Origin of the sequence: Synechococcus sp. R70.1 (genome assembly GCF_047461675.1) — a bacterium.
GTDB lineage: Bacteria > Cyanobacteriota > Cyanobacteriia > Thermostichales > Thermostichaceae > Thermostichus.
Window position 1 is genome coordinate 73514 of the sequence record NZ_JANSHR010000052.1, and the last position, 25755, is coordinate 99268.

At 61.4% G+C, this 25755-nt stretch carries 28 protein-coding genes; 16 read left to right on the forward strand and 12 right to left on the reverse strand.

The features are described 5' to 3' along the window. Positions 1-110 precede the first annotated feature (110 nt). Positions 111-1715, forward strand: a complete 1605-nt coding sequence (locus NW807_RS07125; RefSeq protein ID WP_414425665.1) for a DUF3352 domain-containing protein — start codon at positions 111-113, stop codon at positions 1713-1715. Here NW807_RS07125 and NW807_RS07130 read toward each other — a convergent pair. Next, on the reverse strand, positions 1712-2155 hold the full coding sequence (locus tag NW807_RS07130; RefSeq protein WP_414425666.1) for an ATP-binding protein: 444 nt from the start codon (positions 2153-2155) through the stop codon (positions 1712-1714). The two genes, NW807_RS07125 and NW807_RS07130, sit on opposite strands and share 4 nt — an antisense overlap. A gap of 148 nt (positions 2156-2303) precedes the next feature. On the opposite strand from NW807_RS07130, the gene NW807_RS07135 reads away from it, so the two are divergent. From NW807_RS07135 to NW807_RS07145, 3 genes are all read left to right on the forward strand, one after another. Continuing rightward, positions 2304-2531, forward strand: coding sequence for a cytochrome b6f subunit family protein (locus tag NW807_RS07135; RefSeq protein ID WP_414405707.1), 228 nt, complete (start codon positions 2304-2306; stop codon positions 2529-2531). A 118-nt stretch (positions 2532-2649) separates the two neighbouring features. Next, positions 2650-2976: an HU family DNA-binding protein gene (locus NW807_RS07140; RefSeq protein WP_414421000.1), complete on the forward strand. Its 327-nt coding sequence runs from the start codon at positions 2650-2652 to the stop codon at positions 2974-2976. Position 2977: 1 nt separating this feature from the next. Then, positions 2978-4444 carry a DASH family cryptochrome gene (locus NW807_RS07145; RefSeq protein ID WP_414425667.1) on the forward strand — a complete coding sequence of 489 codons (1467 nt, stop codon included), beginning with the start codon at positions 2978-2980 and terminating at the stop codon, positions 4442-4444. Between the two features lie 29 nt (positions 4445-4473). Here NW807_RS07145 and NW807_RS07150 read toward each other — a convergent pair whose 3' ends face one another. The 5 genes from NW807_RS07150 to thrC form a co-directional block, all read right to left on the reverse strand. Continuing rightward, the gene (locus tag NW807_RS07150; protein ID WP_414425668.1) at positions 4474-6336 is read right to left on the reverse strand and encodes an NHL repeat-containing protein; all 1863 of its coding nucleotides are present in this window, start codon (positions 6334-6336) and stop codon (positions 4474-4476) included. A gap of 539 nt (positions 6337-6875) precedes the next feature. Beyond that, complete coding sequence (locus tag NW807_RS07155) at positions 6876-7463, reverse strand: DNA-3-methyladenine glycosylase (RefSeq protein WP_414394683.1); 588 nt, start codon at positions 7461-7463, stop codon at positions 6876-6878. A gap of 17 nt (positions 7464-7480) precedes the next feature. Then, positions 7481-7756, reverse strand: coding sequence for a ubiquitin-like small modifier protein 1 (locus tag NW807_RS07160; protein WP_414394685.1), 276 nt, complete (start codon positions 7754-7756; stop codon positions 7481-7483). 37 nt (positions 7757-7793) lie between these two features. Beyond that, a complete protein-coding gene (locus tag NW807_RS07165) occupies positions 7794-8318 on the reverse strand; it encodes a fasciclin domain-containing protein (protein WP_414425669.1) in 525 nt (174 codons plus the stop codon). A gap of 94 nt (positions 8319-8412) precedes the next feature. Beyond that, a complete protein-coding gene (thrC, locus tag NW807_RS07170) occupies positions 8413-9753 on the reverse strand; it encodes a threonine synthase (protein WP_414425670.1) in 1341 nt (446 codons plus the stop codon). Positions 9754-10052: 299 nt separating this feature from the next. Between thrC and mnmG the strand changes: the two genes are divergently transcribed. Continuing rightward, positions 10053-11987 carry a tRNA uridine-5-carboxymethylaminomethyl(34) synthesis enzyme MnmG gene (gene mnmG / locus NW807_RS07175; protein WP_414409872.1) on the forward strand — a complete coding sequence of 645 codons (1935 nt, stop codon included), beginning with the start codon at positions 10053-10055 and terminating at the stop codon, positions 11985-11987. On the opposite strand, the gene tsaD is transcribed toward mnmG, so the two are convergent. Then, positions 11948-13045 (reverse strand): tRNA (adenosine(37)-N6)-threonylcarbamoyltransferase complex transferase subunit TsaD, encoded by a 1098-nt coding sequence (gene tsaD, locus NW807_RS07180; protein ID WP_099812538.1) that lies wholly within the window; start codon positions 13043-13045, stop codon positions 11948-11950. The genes mnmG and tsaD overlap by 40 nt on opposite strands. A gap of 166 nt (positions 13046-13211) precedes the next feature. Here tsaD and NW807_RS07185 point away from each other — a divergent pair, with 166 nt between their 5' ends. The 9 genes from NW807_RS07185 (at position 13212) to thiD (ending at position 17839) form a co-directional block, all read left to right on the forward strand. After that, complete coding sequence (locus NW807_RS07185) at positions 13212-13757, forward strand: Photosystem I reaction center subunit III (protein WP_414394691.1); 546 nt, start codon at positions 13212-13214, stop codon at positions 13755-13757. A gap of 40 nt (positions 13758-13797) precedes the next feature. Continuing rightward, positions 13798-13917, forward strand: coding sequence for a Photosystem I reaction center subunit IX (locus NW807_RS07190; RefSeq protein WP_099812540.1), 120 nt, complete (start codon positions 13798-13800; stop codon positions 13915-13917). A 71-nt stretch (positions 13918-13988) separates the two neighbouring features. Continuing rightward, the gene (locus tag NW807_RS07195; protein ID WP_414425671.1) at positions 13989-14459 is read left to right on the forward strand and encodes a photosystem I reaction center subunit XI; all 471 of its coding nucleotides are present in this window, start codon (positions 13989-13991) and stop codon (positions 14457-14459) included. Positions 14460-14722: 263 nt separating this feature from the next. Further along, positions 14723-15157 carry a ribonuclease III domain-containing protein gene (locus NW807_RS07200; RefSeq protein WP_414425672.1) on the forward strand — a complete coding sequence of 145 codons (435 nt, stop codon included), beginning with the start codon at positions 14723-14725 and terminating at the stop codon, positions 15155-15157. 11 nt (positions 15158-15168) lie between these two features. Then, a complete protein-coding gene (rlmB, locus tag NW807_RS07205; RefSeq protein ID WP_414409867.1) occupies positions 15169-16029 on the forward strand; it encodes a 23S rRNA (guanosine(2251)-2'-O)-methyltransferase RlmB in 861 nt (286 codons plus the stop codon). Positions 16030-16074: 45 nt separating this feature from the next. Beyond that, positions 16075-16332, forward strand: coding sequence for a DUF1816 domain-containing protein (locus tag NW807_RS07210; RefSeq protein ID WP_414394699.1), 258 nt, complete (start codon positions 16075-16077; stop codon positions 16330-16332). 8 nt (positions 16333-16340) lie between these two features. Further along, a complete protein-coding gene (locus NW807_RS07215; protein WP_414425673.1) occupies positions 16341-16646 on the forward strand; it encodes a 2Fe-2S iron-sulfur cluster-binding protein in 306 nt (101 codons plus the stop codon). Between the two features lie 42 nt (positions 16647-16688). Continuing rightward, the gene (locus tag NW807_RS07220; RefSeq protein WP_414421009.1) at positions 16689-16883 is read left to right on the forward strand and encodes a hypothetical protein; all 195 of its coding nucleotides are present in this window, start codon (positions 16689-16691) and stop codon (positions 16881-16883) included. Between the two features lie 98 nt (positions 16884-16981). Further along, on the forward strand, positions 16982-17839 hold the full coding sequence (gene thiD / locus NW807_RS07225; RefSeq protein WP_414412111.1) for a bifunctional hydroxymethylpyrimidine kinase/phosphomethylpyrimidine kinase: 858 nt from the start codon (positions 16982-16984) through the stop codon (positions 17837-17839). Here thiD and leuC read toward each other — a convergent pair. Together leuC and ispE are read right to left on the reverse strand one after the other, a co-directional pair. Continuing rightward, positions 17836-19239, reverse strand: coding sequence for a 3-isopropylmalate dehydratase large subunit (leuC, locus tag NW807_RS07230; protein WP_414410784.1), 1404 nt, complete (start codon positions 19237-19239; stop codon positions 17836-17838). The two genes, thiD and leuC, sit on opposite strands and share 4 nt — an antisense overlap. 92 nt (positions 19240-19331) lie before the next feature. Beyond that, positions 19332-20273, reverse strand: coding sequence for a 4-(cytidine 5'-diphospho)-2-C-methyl-D-erythritol kinase (gene ispE / locus NW807_RS07235; protein ID WP_414425674.1), 942 nt, complete (start codon positions 20271-20273; stop codon positions 19332-19334). 175 nt (positions 20274-20448) lie between these two features. On the opposite strand from ispE, the gene NW807_RS07240 reads away from it, so the two are divergent. Beyond that, on the forward strand, positions 20449-21372 hold the full coding sequence (locus tag NW807_RS07240) for an NAD(+) kinase (protein WP_414394708.1): 924 nt from the start codon (positions 20449-20451) through the stop codon (positions 21370-21372). Positions 21373-21389: 17 nt separating this feature from the next. Here NW807_RS07240 and NW807_RS07245 read toward each other — a convergent pair whose 3' ends face one another. The 3 genes from NW807_RS07245 to NW807_RS07255 form a co-directional block, all read right to left on the reverse strand. Further along, positions 21390-22040, reverse strand: a complete 651-nt coding sequence (locus NW807_RS07245; protein WP_414425675.1) for a class I SAM-dependent methyltransferase — start codon at positions 22038-22040, stop codon at positions 21390-21392. A 127-nt stretch (positions 22041-22167) separates the two neighbouring features. Beyond that, on the reverse strand, positions 22168-23007 hold the full coding sequence (locus NW807_RS07250; protein ID WP_414425676.1) for an ABC transporter permease: 840 nt from the start codon (positions 23005-23007) through the stop codon (positions 22168-22170). Positions 23008-23053: 46 nt separating this feature from the next. Next, entirely contained in the window at positions 23054-24070 is a 1017-nt protein-coding gene (locus NW807_RS07255; RefSeq protein ID WP_414425677.1) for an ATP-binding cassette domain-containing protein, read from the reverse strand. A 423-nt stretch (positions 24071-24493) separates the two neighbouring features. Between NW807_RS07255 and NW807_RS07260 the strand changes: the two genes are divergently transcribed. After that, positions 24494-25633 carry a hypothetical protein gene (locus NW807_RS07260; protein WP_414425678.1) on the forward strand — a complete coding sequence of 380 codons (1140 nt, stop codon included), beginning with the start codon at positions 24494-24496 and terminating at the stop codon, positions 25631-25633. Positions 25634-25755: the final 122 nt, after the last annotated feature.

Here is a 25755-nt window from a genome sequence, read left to right on the forward strand (position 1 = left end):
TTAACGGCAAGCAAGGGGAGCCAACTTCCCCTCCCAGGTAAGATGGTTACGCGGTGCTAACTGCCAGCTTTGCGGCAAGACAGCGTCTATTCCAGACTGGGGATGGAGGTATGGGACAAGGGCAACTCCGGCGCGGCATCCTAATTGGTCTGGGCCTGCTGGCGGCCATGAGCGTGTGGGTAATCGCTTGGCTGCTCACCCAAAGTCCGCTGGCCTTGTTGCTGGTTCGCCATGAGCTGCCGCCGATTGTGGGCCTGGCCCCCCGCTCCACCCAGGCGCTGCTGCTGCTAGCTGTTCCCCTGGAAAATCTGCAGGCATTCTGGCAAGCGGCAACCCCCGCCTCCCAACGACGCGCTACCCGCCAGCAGTGGCGCAAATTTTTCTCCAGCGAAGGTCCAGGATGGCTGGGATCCCTCTTGGCGGGGGGATCCCTGAATTTCGAGCGGGAGGTGCAGCCCTGGCTGGGAAAAAGCACCCTCTTGGCCAGCTTGCCGGAGTGGGGCACCTTGGTTGCCCTGGAAATCTGCAAGCCAGCGCTGGCGCAGTTTGAGCTCAACCTGTTGTGGGAGCGGCAGAGTTTGGCCGGTCTGCCGGTCCAGGTGGACACCTACAAGGGCATCCAGGTAGTCTCCAGTCCACTGCCAGGGTTGCCGGGGTTTGCGGCAGCCCTTTTCGGGGAGCGCTACGTGCTGTTGGCGGAGAAGGCAGCAGCCCTTCGCGCCGCTATCGATGCCTGGCAGGTGCCGCAGCTGTCGCTCATGGCCGAGCCGCAGTTTCGGCAGGTCATCCAGGCGCTGCCACCGGCGCAGGTAGGTTGGGCCTTCTGGCAAAATCCGCAGCCGGCCTCCGCTGAAGGGTTGACCTTGCAGGCGGTGGGGCTGGGGCTAGGGGTGAGCTTTCAGGGTTTGCTAGCAGAAACGGCTGCCCTTTGGCATACGCCTGCCAACTTTGCCCTGCCCAGGAGCGAAGCTTTTCGTCCCCAGGTTATTGGTCAGCTGCCCGACGAGACGCTGGCGCTGGTGTCTGGCCGCAACTGGGCTGTCTTTTGGCAGAGCCTGGGACAGGTGCAGCCCCTCCGCCTTCTGGGATTGCCGCTGGATCCGGGTCAGTGGGGGCCAGCCCAGGTCGACCTGGACTGGCAGCGGCTGGTGCCGGAAACGGGAGAGTTTGCCCTTGCCCTTCTACCCGCGGATGGGAAACCGGCTTGGCTCTGGGTTGGCAAGAGGCCGGAGGCACCGACGCTGGATGAGCGGGCAATTGCGCAGGGCTGGCAGGTGGTGTCGATGGCAACAAAACACGGCGTCGCCACCGCCTGGAGCAAACCCGTAGTCCAGCCCCTAGCAGAGTTGGTGCCTCAGAACCTGCCCGCGATCCCAAAGCCGCCGCTGCTAGCCCAGGTGTATCACGCTGACCGGGACGGCTATTCCTATCTGGCTTCGTCTTTGGCGGCTCTGGAAGCGGCCCTGGCAGATCCCCCCTTGAGCGCCACTCGTGCCTGGCGCCGCCTGGTGGCTCCCCTGCCTCACCGCAACCTGGGTTATGGATATGGATCCTTAGGCTTACTGGAAACCTGGCTGCCTCAGCTTTCGGGATCCCGCTGGTCATCCACTCGCTTTGCCTTTGCCACTACTGCCTTGAAGTTCTCTGAAGCTCCCTACCCTGATCGGGGCCGCTGGCTTCTCCAGAGGGGCAAGCTGTTTTGGCAGTGGTATTAGACTATCCAGGGATCGCGGCAGCCGGGGTAGATGAACTTGGCCAAATAGACTTGGTTGCCCGTCTCGTTCCATTCCACAAAGTCAAAGATTTGGGTCAGCAGGAGCACCCCCCGGCCCGATTCCTCTGTTTCCAAGAGGCCGCAGCGGCAGCGCTGCAGCTCTTGCTGGGGACAGAAGCCGGATCCCTGATCCCGCACTAGCCACTGGTAGAAGCGCTCGGAGCTGGTGTATTCGACGATCACCCTCTTGTTGGGATCCAGACCATTGCCATGGCGGACAGCGTTGATGATGGCTTCTTGCAGGCCCAGGCGTACCTCTGCCTTCCAGGGGGGAGGAACTTTGGCAACCAACAGATCCAGAATCGGCTGAGTGTAGAGGGTGGAGGGAAAGCTGACAACGCTCCAGGAGCAATGGGCGGGTTTTAGGGACAGGGCAATCACAGGGGCGGTCTTCCCGGCGCACAACGCTCTTGTCGATCTTAGCAATGGCCGTCTGCGTCGGCCGGCGCAGGCCAGTTTCGGGAAAGGGGTGGCCATTTTTGCCGTACCATCTTGAGTGGTGAAGCTCTTCGCGGTTACCTCTGGTGTTATGGCGATCAAAGTTGGCGATAAAGTTAGGGTGCGCTCCATTCGCGATCGCGGGCAGGAAGAGGTGAGCGCCTTGGTGGGCAAGGAGGGCGTGGTCCTGGCGCGGCGGGTGGTCGATGGCAGCGGCATTGGCTATATCCTGGAGTTTCCTGACCGCTCGCGGCACTGGTTTTTCGAAAGTGAGGTGGAGGAGGTCGATTCTAACCCGACGCAGGAGAAGGCTCGCTGAAGCGCTGGAGGTGGCCTAGCAAGTTTCCCTAAGCGGGTGTTTGGCTGGGTAGCCAGCTTTGGCGCTGTTGCTAGAGAAGCGTGTTGGTTTATCTTGCCGTTGTTGGGATTAGGTAGCTGTGGCTTCTCCCCATCTAAATCGCCGTTTGTTGGCCCGCCAGATGGCTGCTCAGGTGGATGGTCTGACCGTCAAAATGGCTGCCGCTGCCCTAGAGGCCATGCTAGACAGCATCAGCCAATGTCTGGCGGAAGGAGGATCCGTGCGGCTGGCGCGCTTTGGCACCTTCTTGCTGCGGCCCCGTCCGGCCCGGCAAACCTATCACCCCCGCACTAAGGCTCCTGTCCACATCCCGGCTGCCCAAGTGCCCTATTTTGTCCCCAGCCCGGAGCTGGGACGCCCTAGGAGAAAACGCCGAGGGGATCTGGAAGCGCCGGCATCCGTCTAGAATGGCCGTTCTGGTTTGGTTTCGCACCGATTTGCGCCTGCTGGATCACCAGCCGCTGACGCGCGCTTGCCAGCAGGGATCCTTCCTCATTCCCCTCTACTGCCTGGATCCGCGCCACTTTGGCCGGACGGCCTTTGGCTTTCCTAAGACCGGTCCTTTCCGCGCCCAGTTCCTGCTGGAAAGCCTGGCTGACCTGCGGCAGCAGCTTCGGGCCCGCGGCTCTGATCTGGTCATCCGCCAAGGCCAGCCGGAGCAGGTGATCCCGGCCCTGGCGCGGGAGTGGGGGGTGAAGGCTGTCTATGCCCACGAAGAGGTGGGCACGGAGGAGGAGGCGGTTGCCAGGGCCCTGCAGCAAGCGCTTCAGCCCTTAGGGATCCCGCTGCACCTGGAGTGGGGCCACACTCTCTACCATCCTGCTGACCTCCCCTTTGCCCTGGCAGACCTGCCGGAGGTGTTCACCCGCTTCCGCCAGCAGGTGGAAGCCAAGGCCGCCGTTCGCGCTCCCCTGCCCATCCCCTCCCTGGCGCCCCTGCCGCCAGGGCTGGACCCTGGCCCTCTGCCCACTCTGGCAGAGCTGGGGTTGAGCTTGCCGCCGCCGGATCCCCGCGCCCGCTTTGTCTATACCGGCGGCAGCACCGCTGCCCAGGCGCGCCTGCAGATCTACATCTGGGATCTGGATCGGCTGCGCGTCTACAAAGAAACCCGCAACGGCATGCTGGATCCCAACGACAGCTCGCGTCTTTCTGCCTGGTTGGCGTTGGGTTGCCTTTCTCCTCGCACGGTGTATGCCGAAGTCAAGCGCTACGAGGAGGAGCGGGTGCGCAACGAATCCACCTACTGGCTGGTCTTCGAGCTGCTGTGGCGGGATTACTTTCGCTTCATCCTGGCCAAGCATGGCGCCAAGCTGTTTCGTCCCTCGGGGATCCAAGGGATCCCCATCCCCTGGCAGCAGGACTGGGACCGCTTTCAGGCTTGGTGCCGCGGCGAGACCGGCTACCCTCTGGTGGATGCCAACATGCGGGAGTTGGCCGCCACCGGCTTTATGTCCAACCGCGGGCGGCAGAATGTGGCCAGCTTTCTCACCAAGAACCTGGGGATCGACTGGCGCTTGGGGGCGGAATGGTTTGAGTCGCTGCTGATTGACTACGACGTGGCCAGCAACTACGGCAACTGGAACTACACCGCCGGCGTGGGCAACGATGCCCGCGGCTTTCGCTACTTCCACATTCCCAAGCAATCTCGCGACTACGATCCCCAGGGCCACTACCTACGCCACTGGCTGCCGGAGCTGGCCGGAATCCCGGGGGACAAGATCCACGAGCCCTACCGTCTCAGCGCCGCTGAGCAAAAGCAGTTTGGCGTGCGGCTGGGGGTAGACTATCCCCGCCCCGTGGTGGATTTGGGAAAGTCCCTGCAGGCCAGTCGGCGGGCTTACGAAGCGGCCCTGGCCCGCCACCGTGGCGGCTAGGAGGATCCCCTCGAAACGGGAGTGGCGGGCTAGGGGACGACGCGGCTAAGACGCCGCAAGCCAGGCAGGCCAGCATCCACCACCACCAAGCTGCCGTCTGGCAAGGCAAGTAGAGAGCCAGGCCGCTGGAAGCGAGCTGAGGCAACCGGGCCATCCTGCCAGCCCGGCTCATCCCCCCCGGCCAGGGTAGAGACCTGCCCGCTGGGCTGAAGACGGCGAATGCGGCGGTTGTCTTGGTCGGCCAGCCAGAGGACCCCCGCACTGTCGAAGGCCAGCCCTGCAAGGGTTTGAAAACGGGCCTCCGCCAGAGGGCCATCGCGGTAGCCTGCTTCCGCCTGGGAGAGGGTGGTCAGGTGTCCGTTGGCAGAGAGCCGGCGCAGGCGATGCCTATCGGCAATCCAGAGGTTACCCGCCTTGTCCACTGCCAGAGCTGTCGGCTCCAGAAGCTGGGCTTGCTCTGCCGGCCCATCGGCGGATCCCGGCTGGCCGGTGCCAGCGGCCGTCGTCACTTTGCCCGTGGGAGTGATGCGGCGGATGCGGCGGTTGGCGCGATCGGCCACGTAAAGGCTGCCGTCCAGACCCAGGGCCAGGCCAAAGGGTTCGCGAAACTGCGCCTCGTCGCGCTCTCCATCTCGGTGGCCGGCTGAACAGGTGCCGGCAAAGGTGCTCACCCGCCGCTGTCGGTTGATGTAGCGCAGGCAATGGTTGCCGCTGTCGGCCACCCACAACCCCCCCTTGGGATCCCAAAGTAGCCCTTGGGGGGAGTGAAACTGGGCCTGCTCCGCCACCCCATCCCGGTGGCCAGCCCTGCCGCTGCCCGCCCACACCTCCAGTTCCCCTTCAGGGGAAAGCCGGAAAATGCGGTGCTGGGCCGGGTCGGCTAAGTAAAAGAACCCCTCGGGGTCTGCGGCAATGCCGCCGATCTGCTGCAGGAAGATCCCGGCCTCCCCTTCGTTATCGGAGCTGCTGCCCTCCGGCTTGGCTGCCGCAGCGGTGCGGCCATCGAGGAGGGTCTCCACTCTCCAGCCCGAGGCCGCTGTAGGAGTGGGGGTGGGAGTGGGCCACTCGTAAACCCAGGTTCCCAGTCCTTGTCCTTCAGCGTCGGCCACCGCCACCCAGACCGTGCCGGAAAGAGAGGCTGGCGGCATCACCGTCAGACTGTTGCGGCTGCGCGAGCGAATTTCCCCCCTCAGGATGCGCTCCGGATTGGCGGCTGAGGCAAAAAGAACGCTTTCCACCCGCTCCAGATTTTCCCCCGACAGCAACAACGGCTGGCCAGGCGCCGGCACCCCTGCCCCTGCGTGCAGCAGCGGCACTTCCACCTCGGAGAGCACCAGCAGGCTCAGGCGGCGACTGCTGCTGTCAGCGCTTCCAGAGCGGGCAGAAAGAGTCAGGGATCCCTTTCCTTGTGCCAAGGTGGTGGATCCCCGGTAGGCGACAGCCCTAAGCTCGGCTTCGCCAGCGGGCGGGTCGGTAAAGGTGAAGGTGGCTGGTTGCCCCAGGCGCAGGGGCGCGTTGGCAGTCTGGCGATAGCTGCCCAGGTTAATGCTCAGGTCGATCCCTTCCACCCCCGGCCAGGTGGGGGTGCGGGCCAGCCAGCGCTCCACCTCAGAAGCCGGCAGCTGGGCCACCAGATCGGATCCCTGTTCTTGGAGCAGCAAAACGATGCGGTTGCTGGGCACCGCCAAACCCGATTGGCGGGCCTGTTCGAGCGTAAGGGCAAAGGTGGAAAGACCAAGGGGAGTTGGCGTGAAAACTGGCTGCAGGGTAGAAGGGGGAACAAGGCTGGGAGAGACATTCGAGGAAGAGAGCTCGCCGCAGGCTGAGAGGGCCAGCACCAGGGCACTGAGTGCAGGCAGGGAGAGCGGCGCAGGGGAAACCCGTCGTGGCATCGTGCAGCTCATCCTCTCCCACAAGCTGGGAAGTGGCAGCAACCCAAACCCCTCATGTTGACACCGACTACCTAAAAGCCGGCAGAAATCGCTCCGCTGCCTTCCTTTGGACAGCCGCGCCCCAGCGTCTATTGGGCAAGGAGAAGCCCCCGAACCACCGTCCTGGGCCTTTAACCCTAACTCTACTCATGCTTAATCTGTCTCACCCAAGGGTGAGTTGCACCCCTCACTCCCTCTATCCTTACGCAAATCCCTTTCGAAAAGCCAGCTGCAATCTGATGCTTACTAAGCCAGGTCTGTTTTTGTTCGCCCAACAGTTAGAGACGGGATCCCGAGCAGAAGCTTTCGCTGCCGTCGCTTCTGGGGATCGGTGCCCCTCAGCTTGCCTCCGCCCCAGGCAGATCTGAGGACTACCGGCACCCCTAGCGCAATTCAGGTTTCTGCCGCCAAAGAGGTGAGGCTGCCCCAAGCGCCAGAGCAGCCAGAAGCATCAAGCTCCCCCACTGGCGACCCGCAGGGCTTGGGTTCATCTTGCCCTTCTAGTAGCAGGACACTGCCGGATGCCCCTTAATGTACCAGCGCCACGGGAGCTCCGCACCGCGGGTAATGCCGATGCGGGTGGTCTGGACAATGGGGAACTGTGCCTCCCAGGCAGGGGATCCCTCCAGCCAAATGCCTTCCTGGCCGACTGCCACCGGCTCCAGCCGCCAGCCGTTGTGGGATCCGTCAATGCGCAACGCCTGACAGAGTAGGCCCGGACCCGCCGCCACCCGCGCCGGTTTCATGCGCTTATTGGCCGGGATCCACTCCGGCAGGCAATCCAACTGGGCTGCGCGGATTAGAACGGCTGACGCGATCCCCTCCGCGTCGGTGACGATGTTCAGGCAGTGGTAGAGGCCGTAGATGCGATAGACGTAGAGATGCCCTGGCGGCCCAAACATCACCTGGTTGCGGCGGGTCTTACGGCGATAGGCGTGGCAGGCCGGATCCCCAGCTGTATAGGCTTCTGTTTCCACAATCTGGGCCCGCACCTGCAGCCCATCGGCAAATTGCCGCACCAGCACCATGCCCAGCAGAGCAGGCGCCACCATCGGCGCCGGCTGGCTCAGCCAGTCCCTAGCGTCCACCGTAGGCTCACTAGCCCTCAGCCCCCTGCCACAGCAGGGACAATGCTCACCTCATCTCCATCCTGCAGAGGGGTGTCGGATCCTTTCAGGAAGCGAATGTCTTCGCTGTTAACGTAAAGATTGACAAAGCGGCGCAATTCTCCCCTCTCATCGCACAGCCGCGCCTTAATGCCTGGATAGCTTTGCTCCAGAGCCTCCAGCAGTTCACGGATGGTGGATCCCTCGCAACTCACCACCTCCTGGTTCCGGGTGAGCGCCCGCAGCGTGGTGGGAATTAACACCTTGACTGCCATAAGCCCAGTGCTTCGTCCATCGACCAACATTAGAAGACTAGGGTAGCAGCACCCTGTCAATGCCGTGAATCACCCCGTTGGAAACCGGAATATCCGCCAAGTTCACATTGGCCCCGTTGACCCGGATGCTGCCATCGGCTCCCACCTGCACCCGCAGCGGCAGCCCCGCCAAGGTGGTCAGAGTGGCCGATTGGCCAGGCCGCAGGTCAAACGAGGTAATCCGCCCCGGCACCACATGATAGGTGAGGATGCGGGTGAGCTGATCCCGATTGGCCGGCTGCAACAACGTCTCCACGGTGCCCGGCGGCAGTTGCCCAAAGGCCACATCGGAAGGGGCAAAGACCGTGAACGGCCCCGGCCCCGCCAACGCCGTGTTCAGCCCCGCCGCCCGCAAAGCCGTCGCCAACGTCGAGTAGCTGCTGGGCAAAGTTTCCAGCTCAACGGCAATGGTGTTCAGCCCCTGAGGCCGAGCCGTGGGAGCCAAAGCAAGGGGGGTCAACACGGCCACTGCCACCGGCAAGCAGCGACGCGCAAAGTGACGGACAGAACGGAGGATAGGCATGGTGCAGAGCTCCTGAGCGAGTGGGTCTGTGCCAGGGATCGTAAACAGTTCTTCATTAAGACGCCGTTAAGAGCCCAGGGGGATCCCTCTCGCTTCAAACCGAGGCCTCCTGCCAGTCCAGCCGCTCCAGGGTGCGGGCCCGCTCCAGCGCCTGTTCAAAGCTCTCCAGCTTAGGCGAAATTACCAGCGGGTGGCCCACATGCGCCTGCACCGCCTCCTGGGTTTTCAAGCCATTACCGGTAATATAGGCTACCGTAATCGCCTCGGGATCGAGCTGGCCGGCTTCGGCCAGGCGTTTGAGCACGGCAATGGTGGTGCCGCCAGCCGTCTCGGTGAAGATGCCCTCAGTCTCGGCCAGGAGCTTGATGCCGGCAATGATCTCGGGATCCGTGGCCGTCTCGATCTGGCCGCCGGTCTTGCGGGCAATCTCCAGGGCATAGATGCCATCAGCAGGGTTGCCGATGGCAATGGATTTGGCGATGGTGTTCGGCTTAACGGGAGTAACAAAATCCCGCCCCTCGCGGAAGGCCTGGGCGATGGGCGCACAGCCCCGGGCCTGGGCGCCGTGGAAAATAACCGGCTTTTCTGCCACCAGGCCCACCTTCACGAACTCCTGAAAACCTTTGTAAACCTTGGTGTACAGGGATCCCGACGCTAGCGGGATCACTACCTGATCCGGCAGTTGCCAACCTAGTTGCTCCGCCACCTCGTAGGCTAAGGTTTTCGAGCCTTCTGCGTAGTAGGGGCGCAGGTTGATGTTGACAAAGCCCCAGCCGTAGCGATCCGCCACCTCGGCGCAGAGGCGGTTCACCTGGTCGTAGTTGCCCTCCACAGCCATGACGGTGGGCCTGTAGATGAGGGACCCTAGTACCTTGCCTGCCTCCAGATCCGCCGGGATGAAGATAGTGCACTCCAGGCCGGCATGGGCGGCAATGGCAGCCGTGGAGTTGGCCAAATTGCCCGTGCTGGCGCAAGAGACCGTGGTAAAGCCCAGCTCCTTGGCGCGGGTCAAGGCTACCGACACCACCCGATCCTTGAAGCTGAGGGTGGGCATGTTGACGGCATCGTTCTTGAGGTAGAGGTTTTTTAACCCCAGTCGCCGCCCCAGCCGCTCCGCTTTCACTAGGGGAGTCATGCCGGTGCCGACATCGATAGGGCGCTCCGAAACCACCGGCAGGAAAGGCCGATAGCGCCAGATAGACAGCGGCCCGGCTTGGATGCTCTGCCGGCTGACGACGCTCTTGAGCCAGTCGTAGTCGTAGACCACTTCCAGGGGGCCAAAACACAGGTCGCACACGTGCTTGGCGACCGGCTCGTACTCGGCCCCACATTCGCGGCAGCGCAAACGGCTAAAGCCCACCTGCGGGTTACGCAAGGCAAAGTTGGAGGGCAAATCAGCAGAGCCAAGCAGGCGTTGGGAAAGGGTTGGCGTCATAGGAAGCCTTCAGCGGGAGAAAGGGATGGATCTGGCTTACCCAGCCCGAGGTCAATCCTATCACCCGCGATCTAGCCCGTCAACCAAACCCGACTAAAATAGTCTGGATTTGGCTCTGGCCAAGAGGCAGGAAGGTTCCTACCCTGGAGTGTCAAGTGACGAGCAAGGGACTGGCTGGCGCTGCTGGGGTCAAGGGCCCCCACAATCTCAGGCGTTGCCCCTCTCGCTAAACTGGAAAAACAAGCTGAAACAATCTGATGCCCTTTGGGATCCCGGTACTCACCAGCAGAAGCCAGCGTATGCTCAAAGTCGGACGGGACAACGTGGACTTTCTTGACCACTACGACGTGATCGTCGTGGGTGGGGGGCACGCCGGCTGTGAAGCGGCCCTAGCGTCAGCGCGACTGGGCTGTAGGACCTTGATGCTGACGTTGAACTTGGACAAGATTGCCTGGCAGCCTTGTAACCCCGCCGTGGGTGGCCCGGCCAAGTCGCAACTGGTGCATGAGATTGACGCCCTCGGCGGTGAGATGGGCAAAGTTACCGACCGCACCTATTTGCAAAAGCGGGTGCTCAATCGCTCGCGGGGCCCAGCAGTATGGGCCTTGCGGGCGCAAACCGACAAGCGGGAGTACGCGCGGGTGATGCGCTCGGTGGTAGAAAACCAGCCCAACCTGACTCTTCGAGAGGGCACCGTCACCGACCTGGTGCTGGGGCTCAACGAGGAAGTGGTGGGCGTGGTTACCCATTTCGGCAGCGTCTTCGGCTGTCGGGCGGTGATCCTGACCACGGGCACCTTTCTGGGAGGGCGCATCTGGATTGGCCGCCACTGGCAACCTGCTGGACGTGCGGGGGAATTTGCCGTCGAAGGCCTGACTGACACCCTGCGCCAACTGGGCTTTGAGACAGGCCGGCTGAAGACGGGCACCCCTGCCCGCGTGGATCGCCGCAGCGTTGATTTCTCCGTGATGGAGCGGCAGCCAGGGGATCCAGACCTACGCTGGTTTAGCTTTGACCCAGAAGTGTGGGTGCCGCGGGAGCAGATGGACTGCTACCTCACCTACACCACGCCGGAGACGCACCGCATCATCCGGGAGAACCTCCACGAGACTCCTGTCTACGGCGGATGGGTGGAGGCCAAAGGGCCGCGCTACTGCCCCAGCATTGAAGACAAGATCGTGCGCTTTGCCGACAAGGAGAGACACCCCGTCTTTATCGAACCCGAGGGGCGGGATCTGCCGGAGCTCTACATCCAAGGGTTCTCGACGGGGATGCCCGAGAAGATCCAGATCCAAATGTTGCGCTCCTTGCCCGGCCTAGAGCGGTGCGTGATGCTGCGGCCTGCCTACGCGGTGGAATACGACTATCTGCCGGCCACCCAGCTCTATCCCACCCTGATGACCAAGAAGGTGCAGGGGCTCTTCTGTGCCGGCCAGATCAACGGCACCACCGGCTACGAAGAAGCAGCAGCCCAGGGGCTCATTGCCGGGATCAACGCCGCCCGGTTGGTGCAAGGCAAACCCTTAGTCACGCTGCCGCGCGAGTCCAGCTACATCGGCACCCTTATCGACGACCTCTGCACCAAAGAGCTGCGGGAGCCCTACCGCATGCTCACCAGCCGCTCCGAATACCGCCTTATCCTGCGCGCCGACAACGCTGACCAGCGCCTCACTCCTTTAGGGCGAGAGTTGGGCCTCATCGACGACCGCCGCTGGGCTCTCTTCCAGGCCAAGCAGGCTCGTATTGCCGCCGAGATTGAGCGCCTGGAAACCCAGCGGGTTAAGGCCCACGACCCCGCCGGGATCCACCTCAGCCAACTGACTGGCCAGGGGATCAAAGGATCCGCCACCTTAGCTGAGCTCCTGCGCCGCAACCAGATCCACTACGCCAACCTGCTGGAGCTGGGGTTGGGAAATGAGGAGCTGGATCCCTTTGAGCAGGAGGCAGCGGAAATTGCCGTCAAATACAGCGGCTACATCCAGCGGCAACAAGCCCAGATCGAGCAGGTGAGCAAGCAGTACCACCGCCCCCTGCCTCCCGATCTGGACTACCACTCCATCCCCACCCTCTCCAAAGAGTCGCGGGAGAAACTGGCAGCAGTCCGGCCTCTGACCGTAGGCCAGGCCGCTCGCATTGGCGGCGTCAACCCTGCCGACATCAACGCCTTGCTCATCTACCTCGAGGTGAGACAGCGTCAGAGAGCGACGGCAGAACCTGTTGGCAGCTCGCGGTAATCTTTGCGCCCAGCCGTGTAGAGAGCAGGGATCTCCTCCAGCGCCATGCGCGAAGCCACGCCCAAATCCAAGGGGGAGACCTCCCCGCGCAGCCAGTGACAGAGGCCGGCTGCCCCAATCATGGCGGCGTTGTCGGTACAGAGGGCAACAGGCGGGATCACCACCCGCAGGCCCTTTTGCTGGCCCGCTTCCAGAAGGCGAGCGCGCAGCTCCCGGTTGGCAGCTACCCCGCCAGTCAGCAGCAGGGTTGAGAGGCCAAGAGCTTCGGCGCAGGCCACTGCTTTTTCCGTGAGGACGCGCGTTAGGCAGGCCTGAAAGCTGGCGGCAATGTCGGCAATGGGCAGCTCCTGGCCTTCCTGCTGCAAGTGCTGGACGAGGCGCAGCACAGCCGTCTTCAGGCCACTGAAGCTGGTGTCGTAGGGGTGGTCCAGCTTGCCTTCCGGCAGGGGAAAGCGATGGGGATCCCCTTGTTGCGCCCAGCGGTCGATCTGGGGCCCCCCCGGGTAGCCCAGCCCCAACAGCCGCGCCACCTTATCAAAGGCTTCGCCGGCAGCATCGTCGCGGGTGCGGCCCATTGTCTGGTACTCTCCGTAATCCTTCATCCAGATCAAGCTGGTGTGGCCTCCCGAAACCAAAAGGCACAGGCAGGGAGGTTGCAAGTCGGCTGTGGCCAAAAAGCCGCTGAAGAGATGGCCCTCCAGGTGATGTACCCCAATCAAGGGCTTATCGTAGAGCAGCGCCAAGGTCTTGGCCGCCATCAGCCCCACCAGCAGGGATCCCACCAGGCCCGGCGCACAAGTTACGGCAATGGCATCCACCTCGGCTACGCCTAGCCCGGCCTGCTGCAGCGCTGACTCCAGTACAAATGGCAAAGTTTCCACATGGCGGCGGGAGGCCACCTCCGGCACCACACCTCCGTAGGCTGCATGGAGGTCGATCTGGCTAGCCACCACCGAGCTGAGCTGCCGCGGGGCAAAGGTTGGCCAGGTTGGCTCCGCCTCCACCACCGCCACAGCCGTTTCGTCGCAACTGGTTTCAATGGCAAGGACACAGGCCATGGGAAAAAGGGGTGGGAATGCCTCAGGATCCTTAAGAATTGTGTGAGCTAAAACCCGAGATCCCTCCGGATAAGGCGCTCAGGAGTATGATACTAACCGTTTGGTGCTCGTTTCTTCACTGAGCATTCCTCCCCATTGAGTCCCTAGCTCAAGGACACATCCTGCCATGCGAACCCTTTTGAGTCTCCTTTTGGCCCTTTGCCTAGCGCTTGGTTTTACCCAGGCAGTGCAGGCAGAGCCTTTGATTGGCTTGAAGCCTTGTAGCGAAGTTCCTGCTTTCCAGGCTCTACGAGATCAGCGCCTGAGCAGCCTTGAAGAGAAAATCCGCAACGCTAGCCCTGAGTTGGCTCCCCTTTACCAGCAAAAGTTGGTCCAAACCGAAAAGCGTTTTGAGCGCTACAGCAAGCTGCTCTGTGGCGAAGAAGGCTTGCCTCACCTGGTTACCGATGGCCGCTGGAGCCATGCAGGTGAGTTTCTCATCCCTGGCTTACTTTTCCTCTACCTTGCCGGCTGGTTGGGCTGGGCAGGCCGCTCCTACCTAATTGCCGTTCGCGATAGCGAGGAGCCGGAGATGAAAGAAAGCATCATCGACGTCCCCTTGGCGCTGCGCTGTTTCCTCACGGCTTTGGCCTGGCCTGCCGCTGCTTTCAAGGAAATTGCCAGCGGTGAAATTCAAGCCCCAGAGGAGGCTGTCCCCGTCTCTCCTCGCTGAGGAAGGAACTGAGTCAACCCATTCCCTGTGAGAGGTCGATATGGCTGACTTCACCAAATTTCTCACCACCGCTCCAGTAGCCCTCATTTTGTTTTCCAGCTTCTTCCTTGCCCTGTTTATTGAGATCAATCGCTTCTTCCCTGACATTTTGACGTTCTAAATAAAGGGGTAGGGATCCCCACAGAGCCTCGGGGATCCCTGCTTCTCTTGGCCTGGACACAAGATTGCCTCATGCCTGAGTCCCCTGTCGACACTGCTCCCTCTGGTAAGGAACACATCACGGCCCCAGAAGGGGATCCGCAAATTGGCAACCTCCAGACACCCATTAACCACGCGCCTGCCGTTCGTCTCTTCCTAAGTTGGCTGCCGATCAACCGGCCGGGAGCCAGTCCTATCTGGCGGGGTCTGGAAATTGGTATGGCCCACGGCTATTGGCTGGTGGGGCCCTTTGCCAAACTCGGGCCTTTGCGCAACGAGCCTATTGGCCTGCTGAGTGGCTTCCTGGGAGCTTGTGGTCTCATTTTGATCCTGACGGCGGCCCTCTCTCTCTACGGCACCGTCTCCTCGCCGCGCCATGGCGGGCCAGTCCAGGGATCCCAGGCCTGGAGCGAATTGGCTGCCGGCTTTTTAATAGGGGGAATGGGAGGAGCCATCGTTGCCTACCTGCTGTTGCTCAATGGCGATCTCCTGTTTCCGCTCTGAAAGAAAAAGCTGACGGTAGCTGCTCCCTGCCCTTAGAGGGCGCACAAGCTACAGACGGAGCTAACTTGAGCCTAGGCAAAATGCCTACCAGAAGAGATGTACCTGCCAACCTACTAGCCTAGCTAATCCACGTTAAGTCAGAAGGTTCGTTGGCAAGGTTGCCGATTATGCCACAAAGTAGCGAATAAGGTGCTCCGCACCGCTGTCGCCAACGAGGACTAGAGTGAAGCCCCCCTTTCGCTAAACAGTCGGGAGCAGTTTCCATGTCAGCAGCCGTGAGCGATCCACTCCTTGGACTTGATCCCAGTTCCGAAAGATTGCCGTCGACCGAGATCCGTCGCCTGTCGCCGGCTGCCTTAGCTTACTTGGGGGATGCCATTTACGAACTCCACGTGCGGCGGCAACAGTTGTTTCCCCCAGATCGCTTAGAGCGCTACCATCAGCGGGTGGTGAGGCGGGTGTGCGGCTCGGCTCAGGCCAAGCTGCTGTTAGCGCTGCTACCATATCTCAGCCCTGAAGAGCAGGCTATTGTCTGCTGGGGCCGCAATGGTTGCGGTCGCCCACCTCGGCATCTGCCCCTAGCCGACTATCAAAATGCCAGTGGCCTGGAAACCATCCTGGGCTACCTCTACCTCACCAATCCCGACCGCTTGCGCTCCATTCTTGCCCTCACCGATGTTTTGGCTGAGATGATTTAGGTCTTCCTCTCATGCCTAAGCCTTCTCGCCTACGCAAGTTGCGGCGACCCATGGAGCCCAAGCCCGAAGCGGAACAAGAGATCATCTACGGTCGCCAGACTTTACTTGCGGCCCTGCGGAGCGGTGCTACCCTCAACCGGGTTTGGGTGGTGCCGAGGCTACGGTATAGCCCCCAGTTTTTGTCGCTCTTGGAGGAGGCCAAAGCGCGCGGCACGGTTATTGATGAGGTCTCTCCCCAGCGACTAAACCTCCTTACGGGTGGAGCTAACCATCAGGGGATCGCCGCCCAGGCTACCCCTTATCGATACGTGGATCTAGAAGAGCTGGTGGAACGCAGCCGCCAGGCTAGCCCCCAGCCGGTGCTGGTGGTGCTAGACGGGATTCAGGATCCCCACAACCTAGGAGCTATTGCCCGTAGCGTGGAGGCGTTTGGCATGCAGGGGATGGTGATCCCGCAGCGGCGGGCGGCAGGGGTGACCGCGACAGTGATGAAGGTGGCAGCTGGCGCCCTCTCCACCCTGCCCGTGGCGCGGGTGGTGAACTTAAATCGCGCTCTAGAGTACCTTAAAGAGCAAGGGTTTTGGATCTATGGCACCACCAGCCAGGGAGCTGCCCCCGTCTATAGCGCCGACTTTCGCCGACCCGTCGCCTTGGTGATTGGATCGGAAGGGGAAGGCATTAGCCTGCTTACCCAGCGCCACTGCGACCAACTGCTGTCGATTCCCTTATCGGGCCGCACGGAAAGCTTGAATGCTTCGGTAGCAGCGGGCATCGTCCTCTACGAGATCCACCGGCAGCGCTCCCCTCACCAGCTCAAGCGCACTGAAACATTTCTCAACAAATTCTCAACAAACGCAGTAGAATCTAAGTGACTGCAGGCCACTTCTTAGCGAGGGATCGATCCTGTGAGCAACCCTTTGACTAGTCTTCTGAAGAGGTTGATCAGCCTCTTGGATAGGCTGCGCGGCTTAGCGGTTTGGATTGAGATTGCCACCGACGACTGCACCTACTATTACGGCCCCTTTACTAGCCTGGAGGAAGCAGAAGCGCACAAAGGCAACTACATCGCCGACCTGAAGGCGGAAGGGGTTCAGAAGATTGAGGTTCAGATAAAGAAAATGCGCCAGCCGCAGACGCTAACAGTGGCTCGCACCTCTTCGCAGGCGGGTTCTTGAGGGCCGTCATGGTTTACCAGATAACTGTCCATCACCGGGGCCAAACCTACCGCTTTCCTGCGGCGGCGGAGCAGACGGTTTTACAGGCGGCTCTTGAACACGGCATAGAGCTGCCCTCTTCTTGCCAAGCAGGTGTCTGTACCACCTGTGCAGGGCGACTGAAGTCGGGATCCGTGGCCCAGCCTAACGCCGTGATCGGGCCCGAGCTCAAGGCTCAGGGGTTTGTCCTGCTGTGCGTGGCCTATCCTACCTCCGATCTGGAGGTGGAAACAGATCAGGAGGAAGAGGTCTATCGTTTGCAGTTTGGCCGCTAGCTCTGTCCTCCTTGCTTGGCGCGAGTTCAGCGTGAGGAACCTGTGAAGCTACATTTTCTGCGTCTAGCTTTGCCCCTGAGTTTGCCACTTTCTGCTGCTCAACTGGAGGGATCCCTTCTCCACCAAGTCGCCCGAGAGCTGGGGCAAACGGCCCGCCTCCTGCGCTGGAGTCTGACGGCGGTGGAGGGGGATAGGGTTTGGGTAGAGGTGGTGGCTACTACCGACAATGGCTACTAGATTCACGCTTAGCCAGCTTCTAGCCCCCTCTAGGGGGTTGGGAGCCAGCAAGCTGATAGCTACCAGCAGTGCCCTCGTTAGCTTTTCTCGTTTAGCCAATGTCTGTATCTGAACCAGCTTCACCAGCTCCAACTTTGGCCGAGCAGCGCCCCCCTGTCGCCCTCACCATTGCCGGATCCGATAGCGGCGGCGGAGCCGGCATTCAAGCGGATCTGCGCACTTTTGCCTTCCAGCGGGTTCATGGCACTTCCGCCCTCACCTGCGTAACTGCCCAGAATACCCTGGGGGTCAACCGCGTGGATGCGCTGCCGCCAGAGGCAGTGGCTGCTCAAATTGAAGCGGTGGTGCAGGACATTGGGGTGCAAGGGATCAAAACCGGCATGTTGCTCAATGCCGAGATCGTGCGCGAGGTGGCCCGCCAAGTGGAGCGCTGGGCGCTGCAGCCACTGGTGGTAGATCCGGTAATGGTCTCCCGCACGGGGGCCAAGCTGCTGGCGGAGGACGCCATCCAGGCCATCCGCGAGCGGCTAATTCCCCTGGCTCAGGTTGTTACCCCCAACCGCTACGAAGCCCAGATTTTGGCGGGGATGGAACTGCAGTCGCTGGCGGATATGGAGACGGCGGCCCGCCGCATCCACGCCCTAGGCTGTAAGGCTGTACTGGTCAAGGGGGGAGGCATGCCGGGAGAACTGCAGGGGGTGGACGTGTGGTTTGACGGCGAGCGGCTCGAGGTGCTCAAAAGCAAGCGGATCCCCACCCGCCACACCCACGGCACCGGCTGCACCCTCTCGGCAGCCATTGCGGCGCAACTGGCTTGGGGGAAGGATCCCCTGACGGCAACGCTGCTGGCCAAGGCCTATGTTACCGAAGCCCTGCGGCATCCTTTGGCCATTGGGGCCGGTCAGGGACCGGTGGGTCACTTCTACCCCCTTCTGGCCTCCTCTAGCTCCGACTAAAGCAGCGTCCGCACGTCCACCACTTTGCCGCTCACTGCTGCTGCCGCCACCATGGCCGGGCTCATGAGCAGAGTGCGCCCTGTGGGGGATCCCTGGCGGCCCTTAAAGTTGCGGTTGGAGGAAGAGGCGCTAATCTGCCGCCCTACCAAGCGGTCTGGGTTCATAGCCAAGCACATGGAGCAGCCGGGATCCCGCCACTCAAACCCTGCTGCCTCAAAGATTTCCCGCAAGCCTTCCTGTTCGGCCTCCTGCTTGACCCGCTCGGAGCCAGGCACCACAAACGCTTTCACTCCAGGCGCTACCCGCCGGCCTTTGGCAACCTTGGCTGCCTCCCGCAAATCGCTCAAGCGACCATTGGTGCAGCTGCCAATAAAGCAGACATCTACCGGCGTGCCTACAATGGGATCCCCTGGCCGCAAGCCCATGTAGGCGTAGGCTTCCCTAGCCAGCTCCCGCTCACTTTCTGGCAGCTCCTCGGGAGCCGGGATCCGCTCGTCCACCCCAATGTTTTGGCCGGGGGTAATCCCCCAGGTAACCGTGGGAGCGATCTCGGAGGCCTGAAACACCACCACGTCGTCATAGACAGCGTCGGGGTCACTGGCTAGGCTTTGCCACCAGGCCACAGCCTCTTCCCAATCGGATCCCTGAGGAGCAAACTCCCGCCCCCGCAAATACTCAAAGGTCACGGCGTCGGGATTGACATAGCCGCAGCGGGCTCCTCCTTCGATGGACATGTTGCAGAGGGTCATGCGTTCTTCCATGCTCATCGCCTCGACAGTGCTGCCGCCGTACTCGTAGGCGTAGCCCACCCCGCCTTTGACCCCCAGCTTGCGGATGATGTGCAGGATCACATCCTTGGCGTAAACCCCCGGCCCCAACGTGCCCTGCACCTCGATGCGACGCACCTTGAGCTTGGACAAGGCCAGAGTTTGGGTGGCCAGCACGTCCCGCACCTGGCTGGTGCCGATGCCAAAGGCAATGGCTCCAAAGGCGCCGTGGGTAGAAGTGTGGCTATCGCCGCAGGCAATGGTCATCCCCGGCTGCGTCAGCCCCAGCTCCGGCGCAATCACATGCACGATCCCCTGCCGGCCGGAGCCGCTGTTGTAGAAGCGGATGCCGTATTGGCGACAGTTGCGCTCTAGCTCCTGGATCATCTCCTCCGCCAAGGGATCCGCAAAAGGTCGCGTCCGGTTGTCGGTGGGGATAATGTGATCTACCGTCGCCACCGTCCGCTCTGGAAAAAGAACTGGCAGATTGCGCTCCCGCAGCATGGCAAAAGCCTGGGGGCTGGTGACCTCGTGGATGAGGTGTAGCCCAATGAACAACTGCGTCTGCCCTGAGGGCAAGATCCGCACCGTATGGGCGTCCCAGACTTTGTCAAACAACGTCCTCTCGCTCATCTTCTTCTTGGGCCCGCAGCCAAGCTAATTTTTAGTCTGAACTACAGAGCTTTAATGTTCCACCGGTTATCAGGGCCTGTTTCCTGGCTAGGCTAGCTAGCAATTCTAGGGGGATCGAGAGGGTGGGGATCCGGCTCCAGCAGAATCCCAGTGGGAGCAAACTGGGTTACCCAGAAGTCCACCTCCGGAAAGCGGCGGCGCAGGCTCTCGCAGGCTTGAGCAGCCCCCTCCAGGCTGGCCATAAGCCCAAACACTGTCGGCCCCGAGCCCGACATCAGGGATCCCAACGCCCCTACCTCCAGCAGGGCCTGGCGCAATTTTCCCACGATAGCGTACTCGGCCAAAACTGGCTGCTCCAGGTCGTTGCGCAAACTGCGGGCCAAGGCCAGCAGATCCCGACGCCCCAGAGCAGCGAGGACTTGGGGCAAGGTCGGCAGAGAGGATCCCGCAGAAGGCAAGGAAGCGGCACGGTGAGCGCGAAAGGCTTGATAGGCCCAGGCAGTGGAGATCCCAAGGCGCTTGGGCTTGGCCAACAGCAGGGGGATCCCTTCCCAGTCGGCCAGCGGCTGTAAAACTTCTCCCCGTCCTGTGGCTAGCTGGGTGCCCCCCTGCACGCAAAAGGGAATGTCGGATCCCAAGCGGGCCGCCAAGTGCTGCAGTTCTCTGACCGTCAGGCCCAAGCCCCAGAGCTGGTTCAGCCCCACCAGAACTGCCGCTGCATTGGCCGAGCCGCCTGCCAAGCCCGCCGCCACGGGGATCTGCTTCTCGATGTGGATCTCCACCCCCAGATTGGTCTGGCACTCCTTTTGCAGCAGCTCAGCCGCGCGGTAGGCCAGGTTGCGGGCATCTGCCGGCACTTCCGGGTGGTTACAGATTAGGTGGATCCCGTGGGGGCGGCGCTGGAGACGCACGCGATCCGCCAAAGCGATGCTCTGCAGGATCATGGCCACCTCGGAATAGCCGTCGGGGCGGGATCCGAGGATCTCTAGGTAAAGATTGATCTTGGCGCGGGCGACCAGGGTACAGGCTTGCATGGGAAAAAGCGAACAACATTTTCAACTCCCCTCAGCCCGTCCAGAGACTCACTGGGGAGCTCTTCCAGCTTATCCCTGGCGGTGACCCGAGCTAGGGCCAGGGGGCCAGCTCTTTTTTGCGGCAGCTATCTAGAACTGATAGAGTTTTGGCACCGCTCTGCCTCTTCCCCCTCCCATGAGCAAGCCCAAGGTCGGTATCCTCTACAACGACGCCAAGCCTGCCGCTAAACGCAGCAGCGAAACCCTTTCCCGCTGGTTTCAGGAGCAGGGGTGGGAAGTCTGTGTGGCCCCCAATTGGGGCGGCGTCCTCGGCTACGCCAAGCTTGACAGTCCCGTCTGCTTGACCAAGGTGGACAGCCTGGCCCCCGCCGGCTTTGACGAGAACATGAAGTTTGCCGTAGTGCTGGGGGGAGACGGCACCGTTTTGGCAGCAGCCCGGCAATTGGCTCCCAAAGGGATCCCCTTGCTGGCCGTGAACACTGGCCACTTGGGCTTTCTGACGGAGACCTACCTAACCCACCTAGAAGAGGCGGCCAAGGCAGCCATTGCCGGCGAGTACATTCTGGATCGCCGTAGCATGTTGCTGGTGCAGGCCTACCGCGACAACGAATTGCGCTGGGAAGTGCTTAGCCTCAACGAGATGGTGCTCCACCGCGAGCCTTTGACCAGCATGTGCCACTTTGAAGTCACCATTGGGGAGCACTCCCCTCTAGATGTGGCCGCCGACGGCATCATTTTAGCCACCCCCACAGGTTCCACCGCCTATGCCCTTTCTGCAGGAGGACCGGTCATCACTCCCAGCCTGCCCGTGCTGCAGTTGATCCCTATCTGCCCCCACTCGATGGCCTCACGGGCTCTGGTCTTTCCCGATTCGGAAGAGGTGTGGATCAGCCCCGCCAGCCCTCAGCCGCTGGTTTTGGTAGCGGACGGCAATGCTGGCTGCTACATCCTGCCAGAAGACCAAATTCGCGTCGTCCGCGCCCCCTACTGCACAGACCTGATTCGCCTACGCCGACCGGAGTTCTTCCGGGTCATGCGTGAGAAATTGGGCTGGGGCCTGACCTATGCTTCTAAGCCTACCTCGGTAGAGCTGCCCTAGCTTTCGCTTACTGCCTCTTAAGCTGCAGCTCGCCGCCCAACCACGGCGTAGAAAGGATCCCCACCCCCTCCGGCCAGAAAGGCAAGCCAACTCAGGGGAGCAGGCCGCTGGATGACTTCGACGATCTCAAACCCTGGCACCGCCTCGAAATAGCGCTTGACCAGCTCCACCCGCTCTGCCTCCGAGCTGTCCCGCCAGGCCTGGATTGCCTTCTGGAAAAACATGCGGTTGGAGAAGCTGACAATAAACAGGCCCTGGGGCTTGAGGATGCGATGCACCTCGGCAAACACTCGCTCCGGCTGCTGCAGGTATTGCACCGAAACCGCGTTCAGCACGGCATCAAAAGTGCAGTCCGGGAAAGGCAGGAGTGGGTTTTGGTTGAGGTTCTGGACGAAGAAATGGTTAAGCCGAGGGTTAGCCGCCAGTTCTTCGGCATTCATCCCGTGCCCTTCCACATGGGCAAAATCCATCTCCGGCGGCAGATGGGAAACCCAACTGCTCATTAGGTCGAGAATGTGAGTTTGGGGCCGCAAGTAATGGCGGTAGAGATCCGTGAGCTGGCCGATGAAGCCAGCATCTACATGGGTTACAAAGCGGGGGTAGCTGTAAAAGAGGGCATCGTCGCTGGGATCTAGCTTGGAGCGCTGCCAATCTTCAAGAACTGCCATGGCCAAAATCTCCAACGTCCTCCGAAAAGGAGCCAGGTAGCAGGACAAAAGGAGAAGTCTGCTTCTTGCCATTGACTTTGAAAGGCACAAGACCAACTCGGCTTCCCCGAGCCAGTCCCAAAGCCCCTCAGGCCAAGCCCTTGCGCAGCACCCCCTGCACCAGCAGCACTGACACCACCACAAACCCCGTCAAGAGCCCCAGGGATCCCGCTAGGGTGAGATTGCCCCAGGGAGCCTGTAGCACCACATCGGCAAAGCTCCAGGTGCTGGTGCGGTAGACGTGGCGAATTGGCTCGATGGCAAAGGTGAGCGGGTTAAGGCTGGCCACCCAGCGCAGCCAGGTGGGCATGAAGCCGAGGGGAGCCAAAGCCGTGCTGGAGAAGATCAAAGGCAAGTTGACCAGAAAGATAAAAGCCAGCAACTGCTGGTGCCCCGGCATGGCAAAGGCTAGGCCCAAGCTCAGGGCAGTGAAGCCCAAGACCAACAGGCCCACGATCAAGGCCACCACCGCCAAGCCCCGCACGTCTGGGATCCCGCCGCCGAGGACGTAGTCTGCCCCCACGATTGCCGCCGTCTGCAGCAGCGCCACGCTGACGATGAACAGGCTGGAGGCCAGCACAATGGAAAAGCGAGAGGTGAGGGGAGCCACCAGCAGTCGGTTTAAAAATCCGAACTCCCGGTCGAAAATCACCGGCACCCCCGCATTCAAAGCCCCGCCAAAGGCCGTAAACACGATCACGCCTGCTCCCAAAAACTGGGTGTAGTTTTGCCCGGCCCCAAAAATGCCAGTAGGGGCATTCTGAAACAAGGCTCCAAACAAAATCAACCAGAGCAGCGGCTGGATGATTCCAACCAGCAGGGTTACAGGGCGACGCTGCAGTTGGATAAACAAGCGGCGGGTGAGGGCAAAAGTTTCCTGCCAAAATTCTGCTGTCAAAAGGGGAATTGGGGAAGCAGCAGAGGTCATACGAAGGCTCCTGCAAACTTGGTAAGGATTGGGAATCAGGGAAAAACTACTTTTTCTTGCCTAAGTTGGACTCGGCAGCTGCCAGCTCTGCATCCAGGAGGGTTTGCCCGGTTGCCGCCAAATACACGTCGTCCAGGCTGGGGCGAGATTGGGTACTGCTGAAGACCTCCAGCCCGTGGGCCTCAAGGTGGGCGCGGATCTGGCTGAGGGGATCCTCCCCATTCCGCTGCACCACCAAGTTGAGGGCATTGCCCTGGGCGCTGTTGATCACCACCTTTTGGACAAAGGGCAGAGAGGCCAGCAGTTCGGCACCCCGCTGGGCCAGTTCTGGTGGGGCAAACTCCTGCAGCTTGACGGTGATGCGCTCGCCGCCGACACGGGCTTTCAGCTCTTCTGGGGTTCCTTCGGCGATCACCTTGCCGCGGTCGATGATGGCCACCCGGTCAGCCAATAGATCGATCTCTTCCAGGTAATGGCTGCTGAGCACCACCGTGACGCCGGTGTTTCTAAGCTGGCGCAGAAAGTCCCAGATGGCCTGCCGGCTGGGGATATCCAGGCCCACCGTGGGCTCGTCCAAAACCAGCACCTGGGGCTGGTGGAGCAGCCCTGCCGCCAGATCTAGGCGTTTGCGCAGACCGCTGGAGTAGGTGCCAATGCGTTGGTCGGCACGGTCGGCCAGCCCCAGCAATTCAAGGACGGTGGCAATCCGCTCTCGGGCCAAGGGCCGCGGCAGGTGGTAGAGGTCGGCCTGCAACTGCAGCAATTCTCGCCCCGTCAGCACCTTATCTAAAGCCACCTCTTGGGCAACAAAGCCCAGCTTTTCGCGTACTGCCCTGGGGTTTTCGTTGACCGGGATCCCGCACACCTCGATCCGGCCCGCGTCAGGGCGCAGCAGGGTGCACAGGCAGTGCAGAGTGGTGGTTTTGCCGGCGCCGTTGGGGCCAAGAATGCCGTAGATCTGGCCGGGCTCTACTTGGAAGGAGACATCCGCCACAGCCACCGTGGAGCCGTAGCGCTTCTGGAGGTGTTGAACCAAGACCGCAGGAGTATTTGACATGGGCATCCACCTTTCGCTCCCTCTAGGCTAGCAAGCTGCATAAGAAACCGAGCCTAGGGCTCTCCTCTAGTCCTTGATTCACTGGACAATGAGGACTCGGTCCCGCTGACGCGAGCGCCGCTGCGTGGCGTAACGAACTTTCTGCCTTGACGTGGATTAGCTGCGCTAGTAGACTTGCAGGTGCATCTTTGTCTGGCAGGCACTTTGCCTAGGCTAAAGTAGGCTCCGTCTTTAGCCTGTGTGCTCTCTAAGAGCAAGGAGCAACTACCTGCAGCTCGCGGGGAAGTCACGCCTGCGGAGATCCCTCTGGCGGGGTAGTAGGTGTTAAGCCTACCACTAGCTACGGGTCGTGGAAGCAGGAAGAAAGCCTCAACCTGGATCAAAAGTCCGCTTTTGTCCGGGGTTGTATAAGTCTTTCAGAGCGGTATAGTGGTACAGGCCATTGGGCAGGTTGCGGGCGGCAAACCCTTGCCAACTGTTGTGGAGATGAGTGCTGAAGCCAAAGCTTGCCTGCCGGCCTGGAAAGACCGAGCTTTCCCCAGAAAGGGGGGATCTGGTGCAACCTTTGTAGCTTTAGTAGCCTTTGCCCTTGGCCTAGTCGGCTGCGGGGAGGCAACAACTCCGCTTAGCCCGCTAGAAAACGCCTTTTTGCGGGCCGATGACTTTGAAATTACAGGGGGATCCCCAACAGCAGGTGCGGTGGGGCCTTACCTCCAGTTCAACGTGCGGCGGCGGCGGGACAACCAGATCTTAAATCGCCCTTTTAACGTCTATGTGGAGAACGCAGGGCTGGCGGAAGGGCGACCTCCTCTAGTCGATAACCAAAACCGCCCCATCCTGCTCCAGCGCTCAGTGGCCTTTTTGGGCAATGGCCTGGATCTAAACAGGGATGGCCAGCCGGATCCACCTCCCCAGGATCCCCCCAGCCTTGACAGCGGCCCCTTGCTGCCCTACGCGCCCCCCAACACCTGGCAAAGCCGGGCCGTCCTCGCCTACGTCCCTGGCCAGGCCAACATCCCTGGACGTGGCCCCAGTGACCGCTTCGGCTTCTACTTTTCTTCCATCCTGCCCTACAGGGGGCAGCTTCGCTTTCGCATCCGCGACGAGCTGGGCAATGCCCCTGCCCGCCTCTTTGAGATTACTTATCCCCCAGCACCCAGCCGGGCCAACGTCACTGTCGCCTTGACCAACGTCAGCGCCAGCGCCCAGGAACCCGTGCTCATTGCCATCTGCAACCAGTTGGGAGCTGCTGCCGTGGTGGGCTTGCGGAGCGGCACCTTTACCGAGCTAGTGGATCTTTTGCCAGCCCCCGGCTTGCCAGTGGAGCCCAGCTTGAGTGAGCCCATCCGCTACGTGGCCGAGGCCTATCAGTTCAACCGAGAGCGAGCTGTTATCCGCGTCTCCCAGAATCCTGAGGATCCCAGCCGGATGAGCGTTCCTCTCTTGGGATCCGAGGGCGCGACCGGGCGGGCCGACCTAACGATGGTGAGCGCTAGTGGGGATCGCCTCACCTGCTTTAACGAGCAGCTCTCTAATCTGCGAAATGTATTTCCCGACTTCTTTAGGTAAAAAAATTGCCACTTGGCAACCCGGCGAACCAAGGCAAGCTGGGGCATTTGCCCTGGTTTTGTTCATAGCAAACCTTTTGGCCTTTCTTTCCCCATCGGCAAAGTCCAGCCTGTCTTGGGTCT